Origin of the sequence: Auritidibacter ignavus (assembly GCF_029853775.1) — a bacterium.
Lineage (GTDB): Bacteria > Actinomycetota > Actinomycetes > Actinomycetales > Micrococcaceae > Auritidibacter > Auritidibacter ignavus.
In genome coordinates this window covers 2,159,199-2,174,644 of the sequence record NZ_CP122564.1, presented here as the reverse complement: position 1 = coordinate 2,174,644, position 15,446 = coordinate 2,159,199, and the positions used below count along the sequence as shown (strand labels likewise).

Genomic DNA, 15,446 nt, shown 5'->3' with positions numbered 1-15,446 from the left:
GGCAGTACGAGATACCTGGGGCACTGTCACGCCGATGCACTGACCCTCGATACACCTATTATGATCCACAACACTTCTTTAGCGTCTTGTGGTTCCGGAATATTGTGACCAATTTGTGATCTTTAAGCTACGACGCGAGACCCAGACGGAATATGCCACATAGACCACCGTGATCACCGGAAGTGGCACCAACCCGCTCACGGCCCCCAGCAGACACAGCGCCACACCCACGATCGTCGCCGTGAGATTCCGCAGGGTCCGTTGGTGGATGGCGCGCGCCATGCGGATCAGGGTGGGGACCAATCGCAGGTTGCTGGGCCCCAGGTGAATATCAATGCCCTCAGACACCGGGGCGTGGGGATCGGGGCGAATCGGGTCGGTGGCGACATCGAGTCCTACTTCGGCTGCCCGCAGGGCCGGCGCATCGGTCACCGACGCTGCGATCATCCCGGTGCGGGCGTGTTCGCGCAGGGCCGCAATCGTGACGGCTTTTTCTTCGGGGCGTTGCTGGGCACGAACGTCGGTGATTCCGGCGGCACTGGCCAGTTGTTGGGCCGCCCGTTGGTTATCGGCGGTGAGCACCGTAAGCTGACAGCCCAGCTCGTGCAGTTCGGCCACAGTTTCCGGTACGTCCTCGCGCAACGTGTCGGTCAGGGCGATCACCCCGATCGGGCGTTGGTCGGCCGAGACCACCGCGACGGTGTAATTGGCGTGTTGCAGTCGGTCGATCTCGGTCCCGAGCGCGCCGGCGCGCACCCAGCGTGGTGAGGAGATCTGAACGAAGACTGAGGAGCCCTCCGGGGTGGTCACGCTCCCGGCAATACTGCGGCCGGGGTGCTCGACCACCTCTGTAGCCGGCCAGAGCTCGGGCTGGGCGGTGCTGGGTAGAGCAGAGCTGGTCTGACGGAAGTGGGTCACAATGCTGGCACCGCGGGGGTGCACGGAGTGTTGTTCCACCGCGGCAGCCAGCGCCAGCACTCGGTCCGCCTCGGCCCGGTCGGAGCCGACGACCTCCACCACGGTGGGTTCCAGTGAGGTCAGCGCACCGGTTTTATCCAACCCCAGGTTACGGATGGTGGCCAGCGAGGTCACGGCCGCCTGATAGCGAACCAGGACCTCGGCTTCGGCGGCCCGGGCCATGAAGGTCAGGGCGGGAAGCCAGCTGGCAGCGGTGATCGCCGCCGGGGACAGCACCAGGAGCACGACGCTGGCCACCGGAGCCCAAAAGGTGGGGTGTTCAATCCAGAATCCCCACAGCACGATGACGACTGCCAACATCACGGCCACCCGACGGGCGCGTTCGGCCCATCGGTCGACTCGTCGCACCACGCGGGAACGTTTAAGCTGTGCCCGAGTGACCACCGTGTGATCCGGACCCGGGGATTCAAGGTCCGCAAGGCGTTGGAAGTGCACCAGCACGTGGTCCCACCGACGTAAGAGAAAGGTCCGGACCACCAAATAGCCGGCAGTCAGCCAGACCGCACCCACCGGCTCACCGGCGGCAGCGCAGAGGATGACCGCCAGGGCTGCCAGCACATCGTCGGTAAGTCGCCCCACCACACCATGGGCGGCAGCTGAGACCGCAAAACGGGTCGCGGCCAGCAAGATGCCGGCCACCGAGGCCACGATGCTGGCCACGTTCCACCCGGACGCTGCGGTGACTTCGGCCATCAGCTGGCTCACGCCGGCCAGCACCGCAAGTGCGACGGTGATGATCGCGATGATCACTGCGGGGTCCTTCAGTGGCCGGCGGGAGGTGAGCTCGCCGGGAGTTTCGAGTGCTTCCGGCACCAACTGCGGAGACTTAGCCACGATCGTCGCCCTTCTCATCGTCGAACTGCTCGAGCCGCGCGGGGTCGGGTAGTGAAGTGTCGGGATATTGTTCGTCCGGATAGGGCCGTTGCACCAACGGTGTGGTGATGCCTGCATTGGTCGGCCCGGTCGTATTCGCTGTTGCCATCAGCGGTGGACCAGGATCCACCATGGGGCGGGTTTCGGCCGCTCGGCGGGCGCGACGTGACCGGATGGTGGTAATGATCAGTGGCAGAATCACCGCAACCAGGACCAACACCGCGATGACCACCAGTAACGTCGCCCCCAGAACCGTGGGGCCGGTCAGTCCGGCGGTGAAGGTCAGCGCCTGGTCACCGGTCAGCTCGATCTCGGCCCCCTGTTCGGACCCCTGGTCATCAACGGTCACGCTACGGTGCATCCACGGCAGGCGCACCGTGTGGGTCACTGGTTGCTCAACCCCGGCCGGAATGCTGCCCAGTAGTGGGCAGAGGTCTGCGCGCAGCGTGTAGTTGGGCCATATCAGCCCGGCGTCGTTCTGGCGGGACAGGTGGGCACCCGGGGCAATCTCTTCGAGCCGTTCCGACAGCTGTGCGGCGTCGGATCCGGCGAGGCTAAAGCTCAGCAGGGTCTGGCCGTCTCGGTGTTCTTCGTCCAGCGCCACGGCTTCCAGGGCGTCTTTCAGGTGTTGGACCCCGGAGTCGCTGGGGTCCTCGACCAAGGTGAGCTCGTAGCGTTGGTCCACCGACCCGGTCATGCCCAGTGAGGTCTCCACGTGGAGGGATTCCACGATGCGTTCCCGCAGATAGACCTGGCTAAAGTCTCCCGACAGCTCGGTGCTGCTGGCTGAGGTGGAGGTATCGGACTGTAGCCGGTAGTCGGCCGGTAGCCGTAGCGAGAACGTCACCGCGTTCTCGGAGGCCTGACACGTACTACCGCACTGGATATTCTGGCCGGTCACGGTGAATTCGGAATGGTTGTCATCCACTGCCTGGTCGCTGACCTGCAGACCCAGTTCGGCGTTACCCACGAACTCTGCCACGAGTTCACCGGCGGTCGACAAGTCCGCGGCGGTGAAACGTAGCTGGTCGTGGCCGTGTTCGAGATGCACATCAGAGACCCCGTCCATGGCGAGCCGCTCGGGCGCTTGGTCGAGGAACTCAGCGCGTCGCTGGTCGCCGGTTTCTCCCCCGGAGCCACCGTGTAGCCGGATCTCACCGACGATGGGTCCGGATTCGGTCACCGTCAGATCCACCTCGACCCGGTCATAGCCGAAGGACTCTTCCCCGCTGACCTGCAGGCGTTGGTCATCCTCGGAAGCGTACTGCTCCCCGTCGATCACCAGCTCATTGGTGGCCCCATTTTGCAACCCGTCGGCGAGTTGTTGGCGTTGCGAGCCGGTCACCACGCCATCGGCTTCCAGCCCAGCCGGTAGCCAGCCAAGCAGATCCGCAACCGTAAAGGGCTCGTTGATGTCCCAGGTGTCGGTGAGCGTGCCGTGAGAGATCTCGGCCTCGATCTCGGTGCTACCGGCGTAGTCAGAGGCGTGCAGGAGCTGATTGACCTGGCCTTGATAGTCATCCAGGGAAGCGAAATCCAGGCGGAATTCTGCCACCGCGCTCGTGCCAGGGTTGTGGGCAATCCCGTCAAAGATCAGCGGGTCGGGGCGATGGGTCTCAATACTATCTTCGATGACCTGTCGTTGATTCGGGTCGGTCTCGTCAAACACCTCGTCCGGAATCTCGACCTGGAGGATGCGCTGACCGCTCCCGTCCTGACGATACTCCAGCTGGGATTCAACACTGACCCCGCAGGCAGAAAGCACCACCGTGAACAGCGTCATCACGGCCACCAGTACCCACACAGCGCCGCGACGGTAGCGGGCAGGTGGCAAAGTGGCAGTCATAACGATCTTTCGATGGGCACAGTCACGGCATACTCCAGCACTAGTCTAGGCTGTTTCACCACCGCGATGGCGCGATACCGGTTTCTCCTCATCGAAGGACTCCGGGCGGGGCCGGGCCTGACTGCGCGTAATGCCTGCACTAGCCACAATCACCAGACCAAAGGCAGCCGCGCGCAACCAGCCGAAGGTTTGGTCCAGCATGAACCAACCGATCACCGCAGCCACCACCGGCTCCAGGCTCAGCAAGATCGAGAACACCGGCGTCGGAATCCGCCGCAGGGCGGCCAATTCCAGCGAATAGGGCACCACCGAGGACAACAGTGCCGTACCGAGCACCAACAGCCACAGCTCCGGGCGAACCGCGGTTTCGGCGACTCCGGGCGCACCCGGAATCAACACCACCAGCGCACCGATCCCCATCGCCACGGCCAGGCCTCCGCCACCGGGCACCAGTTGGCCGGTGCGGGCCGAGAAAATAATGTAAAACGCCCAGAATCCACCGGCGATCAACGCGAAGGCCACCCCGAGCGGGTCGAAGCTTGCCGCACCAAAACTGGACTCCACCCCGAGCAGCACCATGCCCAAGGCTGCGGCACCAACAAAGATCAAGTCGCGACGGGCCCGCGACATGATGGCTGACAGCACCAGGGGGCCGGTGAATTCCAAGGCCACGGCCACACCCAGCGGGATTTTATCGATCGCGGAGTAAAAGAAGCCGTTCATCCCGCCTAGGGCGAGCCCAAACCAGATCACCGAGGTCCACTGCGTCTTCGTCCACCCCCAGAACCGAGGGCGCAAGACCAGCAACAGAATGACACAGGCCAGCGCCAAACGCAATGTGGTCGTGCCCCAGGAGCCGATCGCAGGGAACAGTTGCATCGCCACGGTGGCACCGAACTGCAGGGAGGAGCACGACCCCAACACCATGAGGATCCCCGAGGGACGAACAGCGTCATTGCGTGGGGAGACGGGCACGGTCGATTTCCTCCTTCGGTGTGAGCCTGCGGCGTCATAGGTGCGTCTCGAATCTATCGAAGCCCTCGCACGAGCGCGAAACCACCCCGCTAGATGACCTATTATGTCCCCTTGCCTACCCGGGAACGGTGGTATCGGATGTGGTCAATGTGACACGATATTGGAATGAGCACCACCGGCCACGAATCCACTGACTCGAACCCGAGCACCGGGGCCGAGATCATCCAGGGTGCCCGACTCTCGGTGGCGGTTGGCTTCGGCCTGTTTCCGCTGGGCATGGCCTTCGGGTTACTCGTGACCCAATCCGGTCTGGCTGCCTGGGTCGCCCCCGCGCTGTCGCTGACCGGATACGCCGGGTCGCTGGAATTTCTCATGATCGAGATGCTGGTCAACACCACCGCACTGCTCACCGTGGGGCTGACCACCCTGTTCGTCAACTTTCGGCACGTGTTCTACGCCTTTTCCTTCCCACTGCACGTGGTGAAAAATCCGGTGGCCAAGATCTATGCCATGTATGCGATGACCGATGAGGCCTACGCCATCACCGTCGCCCATCCCACCGGATGGACCGGGCCACGACTGATCGCTCTGGAAGTATGCCTGCAGATCTATTGGGTTGTCGGTGGGCTCACCGGAGCCCTGTTGGGTGCTCTGATTCCCGGCCAAATCGCCGGGCTCGACTTCGCGCTGTGTGCGCTGTTCATTACGCTCACCTTGGATGCGGTGCGCTCAACCGCCCAGGTGCCCTCACTGTTACTGGCCGGGACCTCCTTCGCCGTCGCGATGCTGATCACCCCCGACCAGATGCTGTTCACGGCTCTGATCACGTTCATGATGCTACTGATCATCCGCTACCTAGTCGCAAAAACCCGACGAGGTGACCGCTTTGTTAGCCAGTAACCTCCTTACCGGCGAGGCGATGCCACCGACCGGATACCTCATCGGGCTCCTCGTGGTGATCTTGGCGATCACGTTCACCCTGCGAGCGCTGCCTTTCGCATTGCTGAGGCCACTGCGCAATTCCCAACTCGTGGCGATCATGGCCCTGTGGATGCCGGCCGGCATCTTGCTGATTCTGGCCTTGTCCATCTTCACCGGAACCATCACCGATGACCCGGCGCGCTGGTGGAAACCCACCATCGCAGCTGGGGTAACGGTGGCCTCCCACCTGCTTTTTGGGCGTAAGACCCTGATCTCGATCGCGTGCGGGACCATCAGCTACGTGCTGTTGGTCAACTTTGTCTAGCAGGCTCAACTCTCCGCTCGTCCGCGACGCCAATAGCCCATAAAGGCCACCGAACGTCGGTCAATGCCCAGCTCAGTGACCAGCTGACGTCTGATCGTGGTGATGGTGCCGGCTTCACCGGCCAACCAGACGTAGAGTGGGGTATATTTCAGCGCCGCCCCACCCCTGGCGGTACGCGGTACCACCCATACCACCGGCTCATCACCAGTGAGCTCGTCCGCGTCGTCAACGAGGTCTGAAGTGGTCAGTTCCACCGCCGTCCGGTCCCCGATCTGCTCTACCAGCTCGCGAGCTACCGCCACCGTCTTATCAGACAGCGAAGACCCAGCCGGTTGCTCTTCCGCCACAGTGACGAGGTGCACCTGAAATCCGGGGTGACAGGTTACACAACCCGCATCCTCGGGATGCGGGACCTGCACCACGACAGTACCGCGCGCGTAAGACGGCAGGTCCTCCAGAATGCGAGCAATGGCCGGAACCGCGGTCTCATCCCCGGCGATCAGATACCGGTCGGTTTGGGCCGGCGGCACAAAATCCATGCCGGTCAATGGCCCCGGGTGATCGGTATTCGGCCCCAGCAATACCACCGGGTCCCCCACCGCCACGTCACGGACCCAGCGGGCGGCTGGCCCGAGCGGATCGTGATAGACCATGTCCACATCCACCACGACCTCACCCGTGGTGGCATCGCGGTGGACCGCACGGGTGGTGTAGGTGCGCATCGTCGGACGATGGTCCGGGTCAAGGTGGCGCCAGGCGGCAAACCACCCCTCGCCGGTGGGAATCGTTGCCAAGGACTCCCGGGGATCTGCCACCCCTTCTTGCGGGAAGAAAATCTTGATCCGCTGGTCAAAACCGGGGTCGCCATACTCGGCTAGCCGATACCCCCCGGCCAGTGCCCTCGGATCCGTATCAGCGCTGAAACTAACGCGCACAAACGACGGACTGAGTCGAGCGACACCGGAGACGACCACCGGAAAGAACACCGTCACAGACTGGGGCGAGTTGGTCATGCTCACAAGATTTACCCGCTGGCACGTTGACCCTGCAAGAGTCTCGCCCCTAGGGTCAGAACATGACCTGTGATCCCCGTGAGCACGTCCGCGGTCCGATGGTCGACGAACAAACCCGGTGCGTGCACTATCACACCGACCTCGACATCATCGCACTACGCTTCGGGTGCTGCGACGAGGCCTTCTGGCCGTGCTTCCAGTGCCACGACGACACCGTTGATCACGCCCGGCAACCGTGGCCGCGCAACCGTTTCGACGAACCTGCCGTACTGTGCGGTGTCTGCGCGAAGCTGATGACCGTCGCGCAATATACCGAAGCCAGCCGGTGTCCGGACTGTGGGTCGCTGTTCAACCCGGGGTGCGCCTCCCACTATGCGGTGTATTTTGACGGGTTTTAGGGTACCCATCATTCGTCACTGGCGGGCCACTTCACTCCCAAGCATGCCGGTTACGGTGCCTGAGTTTGCTGAGGACATGCGGTTCCGGGGAGCCACCCCTCTTGTTGTGGCATTCGGTGCCGAGGTTGGTGGGCCCTGAGGGGATCGAACCCTCGACCTGCGGATTAAAAGTCCGATGCTCTACCAACTGAGCTAAAGGCCCGGGTCTTGGATAAGACCGAAGAATAGTCTAACGCAAAGTGTCTGGAAGTTTTAAACTGGTTTCGGCGTTGCACTCTCGGCAAGGCCCCTGACTGCCCTCCGATAGTTTCGTCAATCTGATCGAAAGGATGGATCGCTACGGTGTCATTCCATAAACCCGTGTTGTATTCGCCAGAGATATTTGACCAGATTCACAGTGGCCCGGATGCCGAACAGGTGGCTGAAGCCGCCGAGTCCCTCGCCCACGCGCTGGTGACCGGCGGGCAAGACACGGACGCCGACGACGACCAGTCAGTGGAGAAACTGGTGGATCTCGTCGATGAGGTGGGCATGGATACCCTGGCCCAGCTCTGGTCGGATGCTCCGGCTCATACCCTGGGTGGCACACTGTGGCGACTCTATGCTCTGCAGCAAGGCACCCAGCAACACGGGGAACAATGGGCCGCCTGGTACCGCGCGGGCTATCAGGCCCAGGTCTCCCGGGTGATTGCCGGTGCCGTGGAACCACCCACCGCCCAGGATCTGTCGACGCTGACCTCCCAGATTTTGACCGGGGTGTATTCCGGCGACTTTGCCGTCGCTCTCAACCGTGCGGCCGCCTACGCGCGCATTATTAGTTTGGGCATGGCACACCACGCCGAGCATCTGGACGCCGGTCACCCGGCCCAGGCCCGAGCCATGGTGCAACGCTCACGCAGAATGCTCACCACCGCCGAACAACTCGACGCCTCGGCCTCACTGTATCGAGCCGGCGCCTTCGACGATGATGACCGCTCGTAGCGTCATGACCGCCTCACAATAAGCTTGTTTACCTTCACAGGGTATCCTCAGCCGACATGAAGCCTTCTCTCACTCGACTGCTCTCTCCTCAATCCGCGGCACTGGACCATCTCGAGTCCATGGCCGACGCCTTTGAACAGTCGGTGGATGTATTAGCTCAGCTCTTCGGGGCCAGCCACGACGCCGCCGAAGAGCTCGATACCCAGCTCGGAGCCCTCGACTCACGGGCCACCTCCCTTCATATGGCCCTGTTGACCAGCTTGCGCTCCGCGTTCGTCACACCGTTGCCCCGCCAAGACCTGTACCTGATCTCTAACGGCCTCAACAGAGCCATCGAACGCACCTGCCTGGTTGGATCGATCATTCATCAGTCGCGGTCCTACCGTCTGCCGACCGCCGCCATGGATGTCCTCGAAATCTTGGACCGCCAATCCGACTTGCTCAAAGCAGCCATGGCACAACTGACGGATTTTGATCAGCTCGAGGTCACCTGGATTCAACTGGAGCGCCTCGGCCACCGTGCCGAACGAGTGCTACTGAGCTGGCGACTCCAAGATGCCTCCGAATTGCTGGCGCGGCATTACTACCGTCAACGCGAAGTAGCCCTGGGACTGGGCGATGCCTTCGAAGCAGTGCGTCAGGTCATCGTCGCACTCGGCCAAGTTTTGGTTCGGGAGTCCTAAACCCTTGAGTCCCGATACCGTTTTCTTTCTCATCCTCGTGTCCCTACTGGGTGCGAGTTTCCTGGTCATGCTCTCCGGCCACGACAATTCCAATGCCATTGCCCTGCCGGTACGCTCCGGGGCCCTAACCCCCTTCCGTGCGCTACTACTCACCGCAGCGATGCGTGTCATCGGCGTGATTCTCGGGGCCTTACTGATCGACTTCGCGGTGGAAGAATTCTGTGTCCACTTCCCCGAAGGCCCGCTGGGGTTGCTCGGCATTGCCGCTGCACTGGCGACCGCTTTAGCGTGGGGCATTTTGACCTGGTCTCGTGGCGTCCCATCCTCCTCATCCCACGCACTCACCGCCGGACTCCTCGGCGCCGGACTCGCCATGGTGCTCACCGGCAACCATGACATCCCCTGGTTAGCCATGGGACCGACCACCTGGGCGTTACTAGTCTCACTGGTTGCTTCACCGCTGGCCGGTGGCCTCTTGGCCTGGGTACTGACGTTTCCGGCCTTATGGTTGGCCCGCGACGTGAATCCGTCCACCGTCAATCCCCGCGCACGGATGACTCTGGCGGTCACCGGCGCGGCCAACGCACTGGGTCACGGGATCCAATACGGAGCCCGGATCTACGCCATCACAGTGGTGGCTCTCCCCCTGGCTGGGCTACAGGTGGGCACCACGTGGTGGATTCCCGTTGCCACCGCGGTCTGCATGGTCGCTGGCACCTTCCTGGGAGGTTGGCGTATCGCCCATACGCTCACCGAGCGTCTGGTCACCATTGACCCGTTGCGTTCCTCGATCGCCTCACTAACCTCCGCGGCACTGCTGATCGGTGGTGCCTTCGGCCTGCAACTACCACTGTCATCCTCACTCACCACCGCCGGTGCCGTTGTCGGTGCCGGCCACAACCAACGCCACCATTCGGTCCGTTGGCCTCAAGCCGGTCGCATCGGGATCTACTACGTCCTGACGGTCGTGCTCTGTGGCGCCACCGCCTTACTGGTCACCGCAGGTTTCTCCCCACTGTGGGACTAAGAACCACAGCAGTATTGGACAACCCTTGGGCCGAAGGGGCAGAATGTTAACTAGATGTCGGGTCGCGGTAACCCCCGGGCTCCAAACATTTTGCCGCTTCGAGCGGCCACGCGCCGTGAGGCGTTCCCGACCCGGCATCCTCCAACTCTTCTGGGTGAATCCACTCGCACTATCCAGAAATTCCGTAGAGTACTCTCTGTGGCATCTGACGACACCTCACAGCAATCCAGCGGTCAATCGGACCGTCCGCCCTGGGAAAGCTGGCTCCAAAACGGCGCCCTGGTCGTTGTCATCCTGGTGATGACCTGGCTGGCCTTCAACGTTCGGCTCCCAGACCTGGAAGAACTCCAAGCCCAGATCTCCTCCTTTGGCTGGGCGGCCATCGTGATCTTTATCGGCGCCTACGCCCTCGTGGCACTGACCCCGATCCCGGTCACCATTATGGCGGTGGCCGGAGGGCTACTCTTCGGCGGAATTCTCGGCAGTATCCTGTCCATCATTGGCGCGATGCTCGGATGTTGGGGCGCCTACTGGATTGCCCGCGGTTTAGGACGCTCCACCGTGCTGAAACTGCTGGGGTCCCGGGCGGAATCGATTCAACGTCATCTCGATGGTGCCGGTTTTGAAGCGGTGTTTACGTTACGCCTGATGCCCGGCTTCCCCTATTGGCCGGTGAACTATGGAGCCGGGGTCTTCGGCATTAGTCAGCGCGTGTTTGTCACGGCCTCCGGGCTCGCGCTGATTCCCGGCCAAGTTTCTTTGGCAGCCATCGGGGGCTTTATTGCCACCCCGGATTTCCTCCACGGCGCTTTGGTGGTCGTGGCGTGGATCGTGGTCATCGTGCTGACCATTGTGGCGTTGCGTCGCTGGAAAAAGGAGCGGGATGCACATCGGCGCCAGGAGGAAACCTCCTGACGCCGATGCTCACTAACCACAGTGCGTTCTAGCCGAAGCGACCAGAGACGTAGTCTTCCGTCTGCTTATTGGACGGGTTGTTGAAGATCACGTTCGTCTCATCGTATTCGATAAGCTTACCGGGCTTGCCGGTGCCCTGGATGTTGAAGAACGCGGTCTTATCAGCCACACGAGCAGCCTGCTGCATGTTGTGGGTCACGATCACCACGGTGAAGTCGCTCTTCAGCTCGTTGATCAGATCCTCCACAGCCAGGGTGGAGATCGGATCCAGAGCTGAACAGGGCTCGTCCATCAGGATCACGTCGGGCTCGACCGCAATGGTACGGGCGATGCACAGACGCTGCTGCTGACCACCGGACAGACCGGAACCGGGGCGGTCAAGACGGTCCTTGACTTCGTTCCACAGGTTCGCACCGGTCAAGGAGCGCTCCACGATTTCATCGGAGCGGGACTTGGACAGTCGCGAACCGTTGAGCTTGTAACCGGCCAGCACATTCTCCCGAATCGACATGGTCGGGAACGGGTTCGGGCGCTGGAACACCATACCAACCATGGTACGAACGGTCACCGGGTCAACACCGTTGCCGTAGATGTTGTCGCCATCGAGCAGGATCTCACCCTCAACGCGAGCGCCGGGCAGCACCTCGTGCATCCGGTTGATGGTGCGCAGGAAGGTGGTCTTACCGCAACCGGAAGGGCCGATGAACGCAGTTACCGAGCGGGGTTCAATGTTGATGTTCACGCCCTCCACGGCCAAGAAGTCGCCGTAGTAGACGTTCACATCGATAGCGTCTAGACGCTTTGCCATGTTTGTGGTCCTCTCTTGAAGACTTACGAGTCTAAAGGTCAGTATTACTTGCTGGTCTTCGGGGCGAAGGCCTTGGCAACAATGCGGGCAATGAGGTTCAACAGCATCACGATCACGATCAGCACCAGCGCGCCGGCCCACGCACGAGCGTGCGAGGGGTCGGAGTGGGACGGAGCCGTCGGGTTCATCAGCTGGCGGTAGATGTAGACCGGCAGTGCGGTCATCCAGCCATCGAACAGGTTCCAGTTGACATTTGTCGCGAGGCCTGCGGTCACCAGGATCGGTGCGGTCTCACCGGTCACGCGAGCGATTGCCAGCGTGACACCCGAAGCAATACCCGAGATCGCGGTGGGGATCACCACCTTGACAATGGTGCGCCATTTACGCACACCCAGCGCGTAGGAGGCTTCGCGTAGCTCGTTGGGAACCACACGTAGCATCTCTTCGGTCGAACGGACCACAACCGGGATCATCAGCACCGATAGCGCGATGGCCGCGGTGAAACCGGTCTTGGCCTGTTGCAACGCTGAGGGAGACTGGGAGATAAAGGTCTGAATAAACAGCGTCATACCAGCGAAAGCGAATAGACCAGCAACGATCGAGGGGATACCGGTCATCACGTCTACGAAGAACCGGATCAACGATGCGAACCAGTTGTCGTTGGAGTACTCCACCAGGTAGATCGAAGCCAGCAAACCGATCGGCACCGAAATGATCGTCGAGGCCAGCGTGATCATCAAGGTACCGACCAGACCGTGGAGAATACCACCGGCGATCGAGGCACCCTCTTCGACGGCTGCAATATCGTCGGCCCCGGCAACACCCTTCATGTCATTGGTCAGGATTTCCGGATTGTTGATCAGTGTTGGCAGACCGTTGCCCAGTACTGTAACGATCACGGAGATGAGCGGCACCAGCGCAATGAGGAAGGCCAACCACACCAAGTTGGTCCACAACCCGTCGGTTGCCTTTCGGCGATTCTCCAACGAGTAGGTGGTGAAATACATGGCGATCACGTACACGATCGCTGCGAAAATGATCCACGCGACTACGCTAAAGTTCTCGAAGAGCAACGCAGACAGTGCCGCACCCACAACCAGGGCGGCCGCCGCAACAACCAGCCAGGTCCACGACGGCTTCTGACCCTTCGTCAGTGCGTTTTTCGAGGACTTTCTCTTTCGGGTATCAGGGGATTGTGTAGTACTCATTAGTTAGCTCCCGAGAATTCCTTGTGACGGTTGACGATCCAGCGGGCTGTCATGTTCACGATCAGGGTGATGATGAACAGCATCAAACCGGCGGCGATCAGCTCGTTCTGGCGCATTCCGAAGGCCTCGGGGAAGTTCAGCGCAATCTCCGAGGGGATGGTGGCGTTCTTGCCCGAGGTGACCATCGACCACGAGAACCCACCAGCGGACAGCACCATGGTCACGGCCATGGTTTCACCAAGGGCACGACCCAGCGCCAGCATGACCGAGGAGACGATACCGGCACGGGCGAAGGGAAACACGGTCATCTTGATCATTTCCCAGCGGGTCGCACCGAGAGCCAGTGCGGCTTCTTCGTGCAAGGTCGGGGTTTGCACGAAAATTTCACGACACAGCGAGCAGATGATGGGAAGAATCATCACCGCCAACACAACACCGGAGGTCGCCAGTGTACGACCGGTGGTTGTCACATTGTCATCACCGGCGAACAGCGGGATGAATCCTAGATACTCGTCGAGCCACTGGTAAATGGGAACCAGCAACGGTGCCAAGAAGGTCATGCCCCAGGCACCGTAGACAACCGAGGGAATAGCGGCCAGCAGGTCGATGACGTAACCGACGGTGGTAGCGATACGACGCGGTGCGTAGTGGGAGATGTAGAGCGCAACGCCAACGCCGATCGGGGTGGCGATGAGCAGAGCGAGAGCCGATGCCATCAGGGTACCGGCCATCAACGGCCAGACATATTCCCAGAAGTTATCAGCGCTTTGAATGGAGTCTTGGTCAGAGAAAACTTCAGGCCACAGAGCCGGCAGGGCTTCAATGACCAGGAAGGTTGCCACGAAGGCCAGAACGAGAAGAATGATGATACCGGCGGCAATAGCAAGCCCAAAGAAGACCTTATCCCCGGCGACTGAGCCCGAATTCGTGGCTCGTGGTTCATTCTGCTTCTCTGGGCCCGGTCCATCCTGGTTTTTCTCAGGTGCAGTGGTGGACACGATACCTCTCCTGAATTGTGGTGGTTAGTGATATGTGGTGGCGGAGACGAGAATCACAAGCTTCCGGTGCACACAATGATGCAGTCGTCGGCGGTTGTCGTACCAATGCGCCCTGGTTTCCCAGGCACACATCGGCTGAGACAACCACCAACGACTGCACACTTCAAGATATGTCTCTCAGCGGTACCCGCTCAGAGAGGCAGGAACTTAGCCCTGAACACCGATGCCTTCGATGCGCGACATGGCGTCATCACGGGTGGCGTCGGAGATCGGAGCGGAACCGGCCGAGTCAGCAGCGGTGTTCTGACCATCTTCGGAGACCACGTAGGCAGCGAAGTTCTTAGCCTGGTTAGCAGTGTCTTCGTTGTCGTATTCGTGGCAGAAGATGTGGTAGGAGATCAGCACGATCGGGTACACACCGGACTCTTCGGTCTCGCGGTCCAGTTCGAGTGCGCCTTCAGCATCGGGATCTTCCTCAGCGGTTTCCGCAGCGTTAGCAGCGGCTTCCGGGGAGTACTCCACATACTCGTCACCAACACCGACAGCAACGGTACCCAAGTCACCGACCTGAGAAGCGTCGGCGTAGGTGATAGCACCTTCGGTGCTGGAGGTCAGGTCAACAACACCGGAGGTCTGCTGAGCGGATTCACCGGTGTAGTCCGAAGGCCATGCATCGGAGGGCTCCTGGTCCCAACTGTCGGAAGCTTCAGCCAGATATTCGGTGAAGTTCTCGGTGGTACCGGAGTCATCGGAACGGTGCACCACAGTGATCGCGGTGTCAGGAAGGTCAACGCCTTCGTTCTGGTCAGCGATCTCCTGGTCGTTCCAGTTGGAGATCTCACCGGTGAAGACCTTGGCGATGGTGTCAGCGTCCATGTTGATGGTGTCGACGCCCTCCAGGTTGAAGGCCACGGCAACCGGGGAGATGTAGGCCGGAACGTGGAACACCCCAGCGTCACCGCAGATCTCCGTTGCCTGTTCCTGCTCATCAGCATCCATAGCAGCATCGGAGCCAGCGAACGAGTACTGACCGTTCAGGAAACCTTCACGACCGGAGCCGGAGCCCACTGGGTCGTAGTTGACGGTCAGGTCAGAATTGGTCTCGTTGATGCCGGTTGACCAAGCGGTCATAGCGGATTCCTGCGAGGAAGCGCCACCACCGATCAGCTCACCCGAGCCGATGGTCAGCAGGTCGCCTTCTTCAGACGAACCGTTGTCAGCGTTCTCATTATCGCCTTCGTTGTCAGCACCGCAAGCGGTCAGAGCGAGGGCGGAAATGGACAGTGCGGCCATTGCGCGGCCAAAACGACGAAGCTTCACTTCTATGCCTCTTTCGAGTCGATGACATGTTTCGAGATGATTCGCGTCTATGCGACGCATAGGTCACAAGAGTTAGAGTGCGACCCTCGAACCATCGATCAAGCTACCGCCCGGAAGTTACATGCGAAATCTAACTGAGTGAACAATAGGTAAACTATTCCGGAGATATGGGCTTTC

Annotated in this window: 15 protein-coding genes and 1 tRNA gene; 7 read left to right on the top strand and 9 right to left on the bottom strand. The window is 61.0% G+C overall.

Annotated elements, in window-relative coordinates; all coding sequences use genetic code 11:
* Positions 1 to 78: 78 nt before the first annotated feature.
* From QDX22_RS09870 to QDX22_RS09860, 3 genes are read right to left on the bottom strand one after another with little or no spacing between them, the layout of a single operon-like run.
* Positions 79 to 1,812 (bottom strand): HAD-IC family P-type ATPase, encoded by a 1,734-nt coding sequence (locus QDX22_RS09870; protein WP_110101552.1) that lies wholly within the window; start codon positions 1,810 to 1,812, stop codon positions 79 to 81.
* Positions 1,805 to 3,697: a hypothetical protein gene (locus QDX22_RS09865; protein ID WP_110101553.1), complete on the bottom strand. Its 1,893-nt coding sequence runs from the start codon at positions 3,695 to 3,697 to the stop codon at positions 1,805 to 1,807. Before QDX22_RS09865 ends, QDX22_RS09870 begins: the two co-directional genes overlap by 8 nt.
* A 45-nt stretch (positions 3,698 to 3,742) precedes the next feature.
* Positions 3,743 to 4,672 (bottom strand): EamA family transporter, encoded by a 930-nt coding sequence (locus QDX22_RS09860; RefSeq protein ID WP_233242767.1) that lies wholly within the window; start codon positions 4,670 to 4,672, stop codon positions 3,743 to 3,745.
* 165 nt (positions 4,673 to 4,837) lie between these two features.
* Between QDX22_RS09860 and QDX22_RS09855 the strand changes: the two genes are divergently transcribed.
* Positions 4,838 to 5,572 carry an AzlC family ABC transporter permease gene (locus QDX22_RS09855; protein WP_110101554.1) on the top strand — a complete coding sequence of 245 codons (735 nt, stop codon included), beginning with the start codon at positions 4,838 to 4,840 and terminating at the stop codon, positions 5,570 to 5,572.
* A gap of 19 nt (positions 5,573 to 5,591) precedes the next feature.
* On the top strand, positions 5,592 to 5,918 hold the full coding sequence (locus QDX22_RS09850) for a branched-chain amino acid transporter permease (protein ID WP_110101555.1): 327 nt from the start codon (positions 5,592 to 5,594) through the stop codon (positions 5,916 to 5,918).
* 5 nt (positions 5,919 to 5,923) lie between these two features.
* Here QDX22_RS09850 and QDX22_RS09845 read toward each other — a convergent pair whose 3' ends face one another.
* Entirely contained in the window at positions 5,924 to 6,931 is a 1,008-nt protein-coding gene (locus QDX22_RS09845; RefSeq protein WP_110101556.1) for a siderophore-interacting protein, read from the bottom strand.
* Positions 6,932 to 6,993: 62 nt separating this feature from the next.
* On the opposite strand from QDX22_RS09845, the gene QDX22_RS09840 reads away from it, so the two are divergent.
* Positions 6,994 to 7,329 carry a CHY zinc finger protein gene (locus QDX22_RS09840; RefSeq protein WP_110099978.1) on the top strand — a complete coding sequence of 112 codons (336 nt, stop codon included), beginning with the start codon at positions 6,994 to 6,996 and terminating at the stop codon, positions 7,327 to 7,329.
* A 126-nt stretch (positions 7,330 to 7,455) separates the two neighbouring features.
* Here QDX22_RS09840 and QDX22_RS09835 read toward each other — a convergent pair.
* Positions 7,456 to 7,531 (bottom strand) — tRNA-Lys (locus QDX22_RS09835).
* 140 nt (positions 7,532 to 7,671) lie between these two features.
* Here QDX22_RS09835 and QDX22_RS09830 point away from each other — a divergent pair.
* The 4 genes from QDX22_RS09830 (at position 7,672) to QDX22_RS09815 (ending at position 10,935) form a co-directional block, all read left to right on the top strand.
* Positions 7,672 to 8,310: a hypothetical protein gene (locus tag QDX22_RS09830; protein ID WP_233242769.1), complete on the top strand. Its 639-nt coding sequence runs from the start codon at positions 7,672 to 7,674 to the stop codon at positions 8,308 to 8,310.
* Between the two features lie 56 nt (positions 8,311 to 8,366).
* Positions 8,367 to 8,993: a hypothetical protein gene (locus tag QDX22_RS09825; protein ID WP_110099976.1), complete on the top strand. Its 627-nt coding sequence runs from the start codon at positions 8,367 to 8,369 to the stop codon at positions 8,991 to 8,993.
* A 4-nt stretch (positions 8,994 to 8,997) separates the two neighbouring features.
* On the top strand, positions 8,998 to 10,020 hold the full coding sequence (locus QDX22_RS09820; protein WP_158278401.1) for an inorganic phosphate transporter: 1,023 nt from the start codon (positions 8,998 to 9,000) through the stop codon (positions 10,018 to 10,020).
* A 198-nt stretch (positions 10,021 to 10,218) separates the two neighbouring features.
* Positions 10,219 to 10,935: a TVP38/TMEM64 family protein gene (locus QDX22_RS09815; protein WP_233242770.1), complete on the top strand. Its 717-nt coding sequence runs from the start codon at positions 10,219 to 10,221 to the stop codon at positions 10,933 to 10,935.
* Positions 10,936 to 10,963: 28 nt separating this feature from the next.
* On the opposite strand, the gene pstB is transcribed toward QDX22_RS09815, so the two are convergent.
* From pstB to QDX22_RS09795, 4 genes are all read right to left on the bottom strand, one after another.
* Positions 10,964 to 11,743: a phosphate ABC transporter ATP-binding protein PstB gene (gene pstB, locus QDX22_RS09810; protein ID WP_110099974.1), complete on the bottom strand. Its 780-nt coding sequence runs from the start codon at positions 11,741 to 11,743 to the stop codon at positions 10,964 to 10,966.
* Positions 11,744 to 11,787: 44 nt separating this feature from the next.
* Entirely contained in the window at positions 11,788 to 12,951 is a 1,164-nt protein-coding gene (gene pstA, locus QDX22_RS09805) for a phosphate ABC transporter permease PstA (protein WP_110099973.1), read from the bottom strand.
* Positions 12,951 to 13,952, bottom strand: a complete 1,002-nt coding sequence (gene pstC / locus QDX22_RS09800; protein ID WP_369860306.1) for a phosphate ABC transporter permease subunit PstC — start codon at positions 13,950 to 13,952, stop codon at positions 12,951 to 12,953. The genes pstA and pstC overlap by 1 nt, the downstream gene beginning before the upstream one ends.
* Positions 13,953 to 14,156: 204 nt before the next feature.
* Entirely contained in the window at positions 14,157 to 15,269 is a 1,113-nt protein-coding gene (locus QDX22_RS09795; RefSeq protein WP_110099971.1) for a phosphate ABC transporter substrate-binding protein PstS, read from the bottom strand.
* Between the last annotated feature and the right edge of the window lie 177 nt (positions 15,270 to 15,446).

Excerpts from the sequence above, each read along its gene's own strand:
- QDX22_RS09865 (WP_110101553.1), bottom strand. The coding sequence starts at position 3,697 with ATGACTGCCACTTTGCCACCTGCCCGCTACCGTCGCGGCGCTGTGTGG.
- QDX22_RS09855 (WP_110101554.1), top strand. The coding sequence starts at position 4,838 with ATGAGCACCACCGGCCACGAATCCACTGACTCGAACCCGAGCACCGGG.
- QDX22_RS09850 (WP_110101555.1), top strand. The coding sequence starts at position 5,592 with ATGCCACCGACCGGATACCTCATCGGGCTCCTCGTGGTGATCTTGGCG.
- QDX22_RS09845 (WP_110101556.1), bottom strand. The coding sequence starts at position 6,931 with ATGACCAACTCGCCCCAGTCTGTGACGGTGTTCTTTCCGGTGGTCGTC.
- QDX22_RS09840 (WP_110099978.1), top strand. The coding sequence starts at position 6,994 with ATGACCTGTGATCCCCGTGAGCACGTCCGCGGTCCGATGGTCGACGAA.
- QDX22_RS09825 (WP_110099976.1), top strand. The coding sequence starts at position 8,367 with ATGAAGCCTTCTCTCACTCGACTGCTCTCTCCTCAATCCGCGGCACTG.
- pstB (WP_110099974.1), bottom strand. The coding sequence starts at position 11,743 with ATGGCAAAGCGTCTAGACGCTATCGATGTGAACGTCTACTACGGCGAC.
- pstA (WP_110099973.1), bottom strand. The coding sequence starts at position 12,951 with ATGAGTACTACACAATCCCCTGATACCCGAAAGAGAAAGTCCTCGAAA.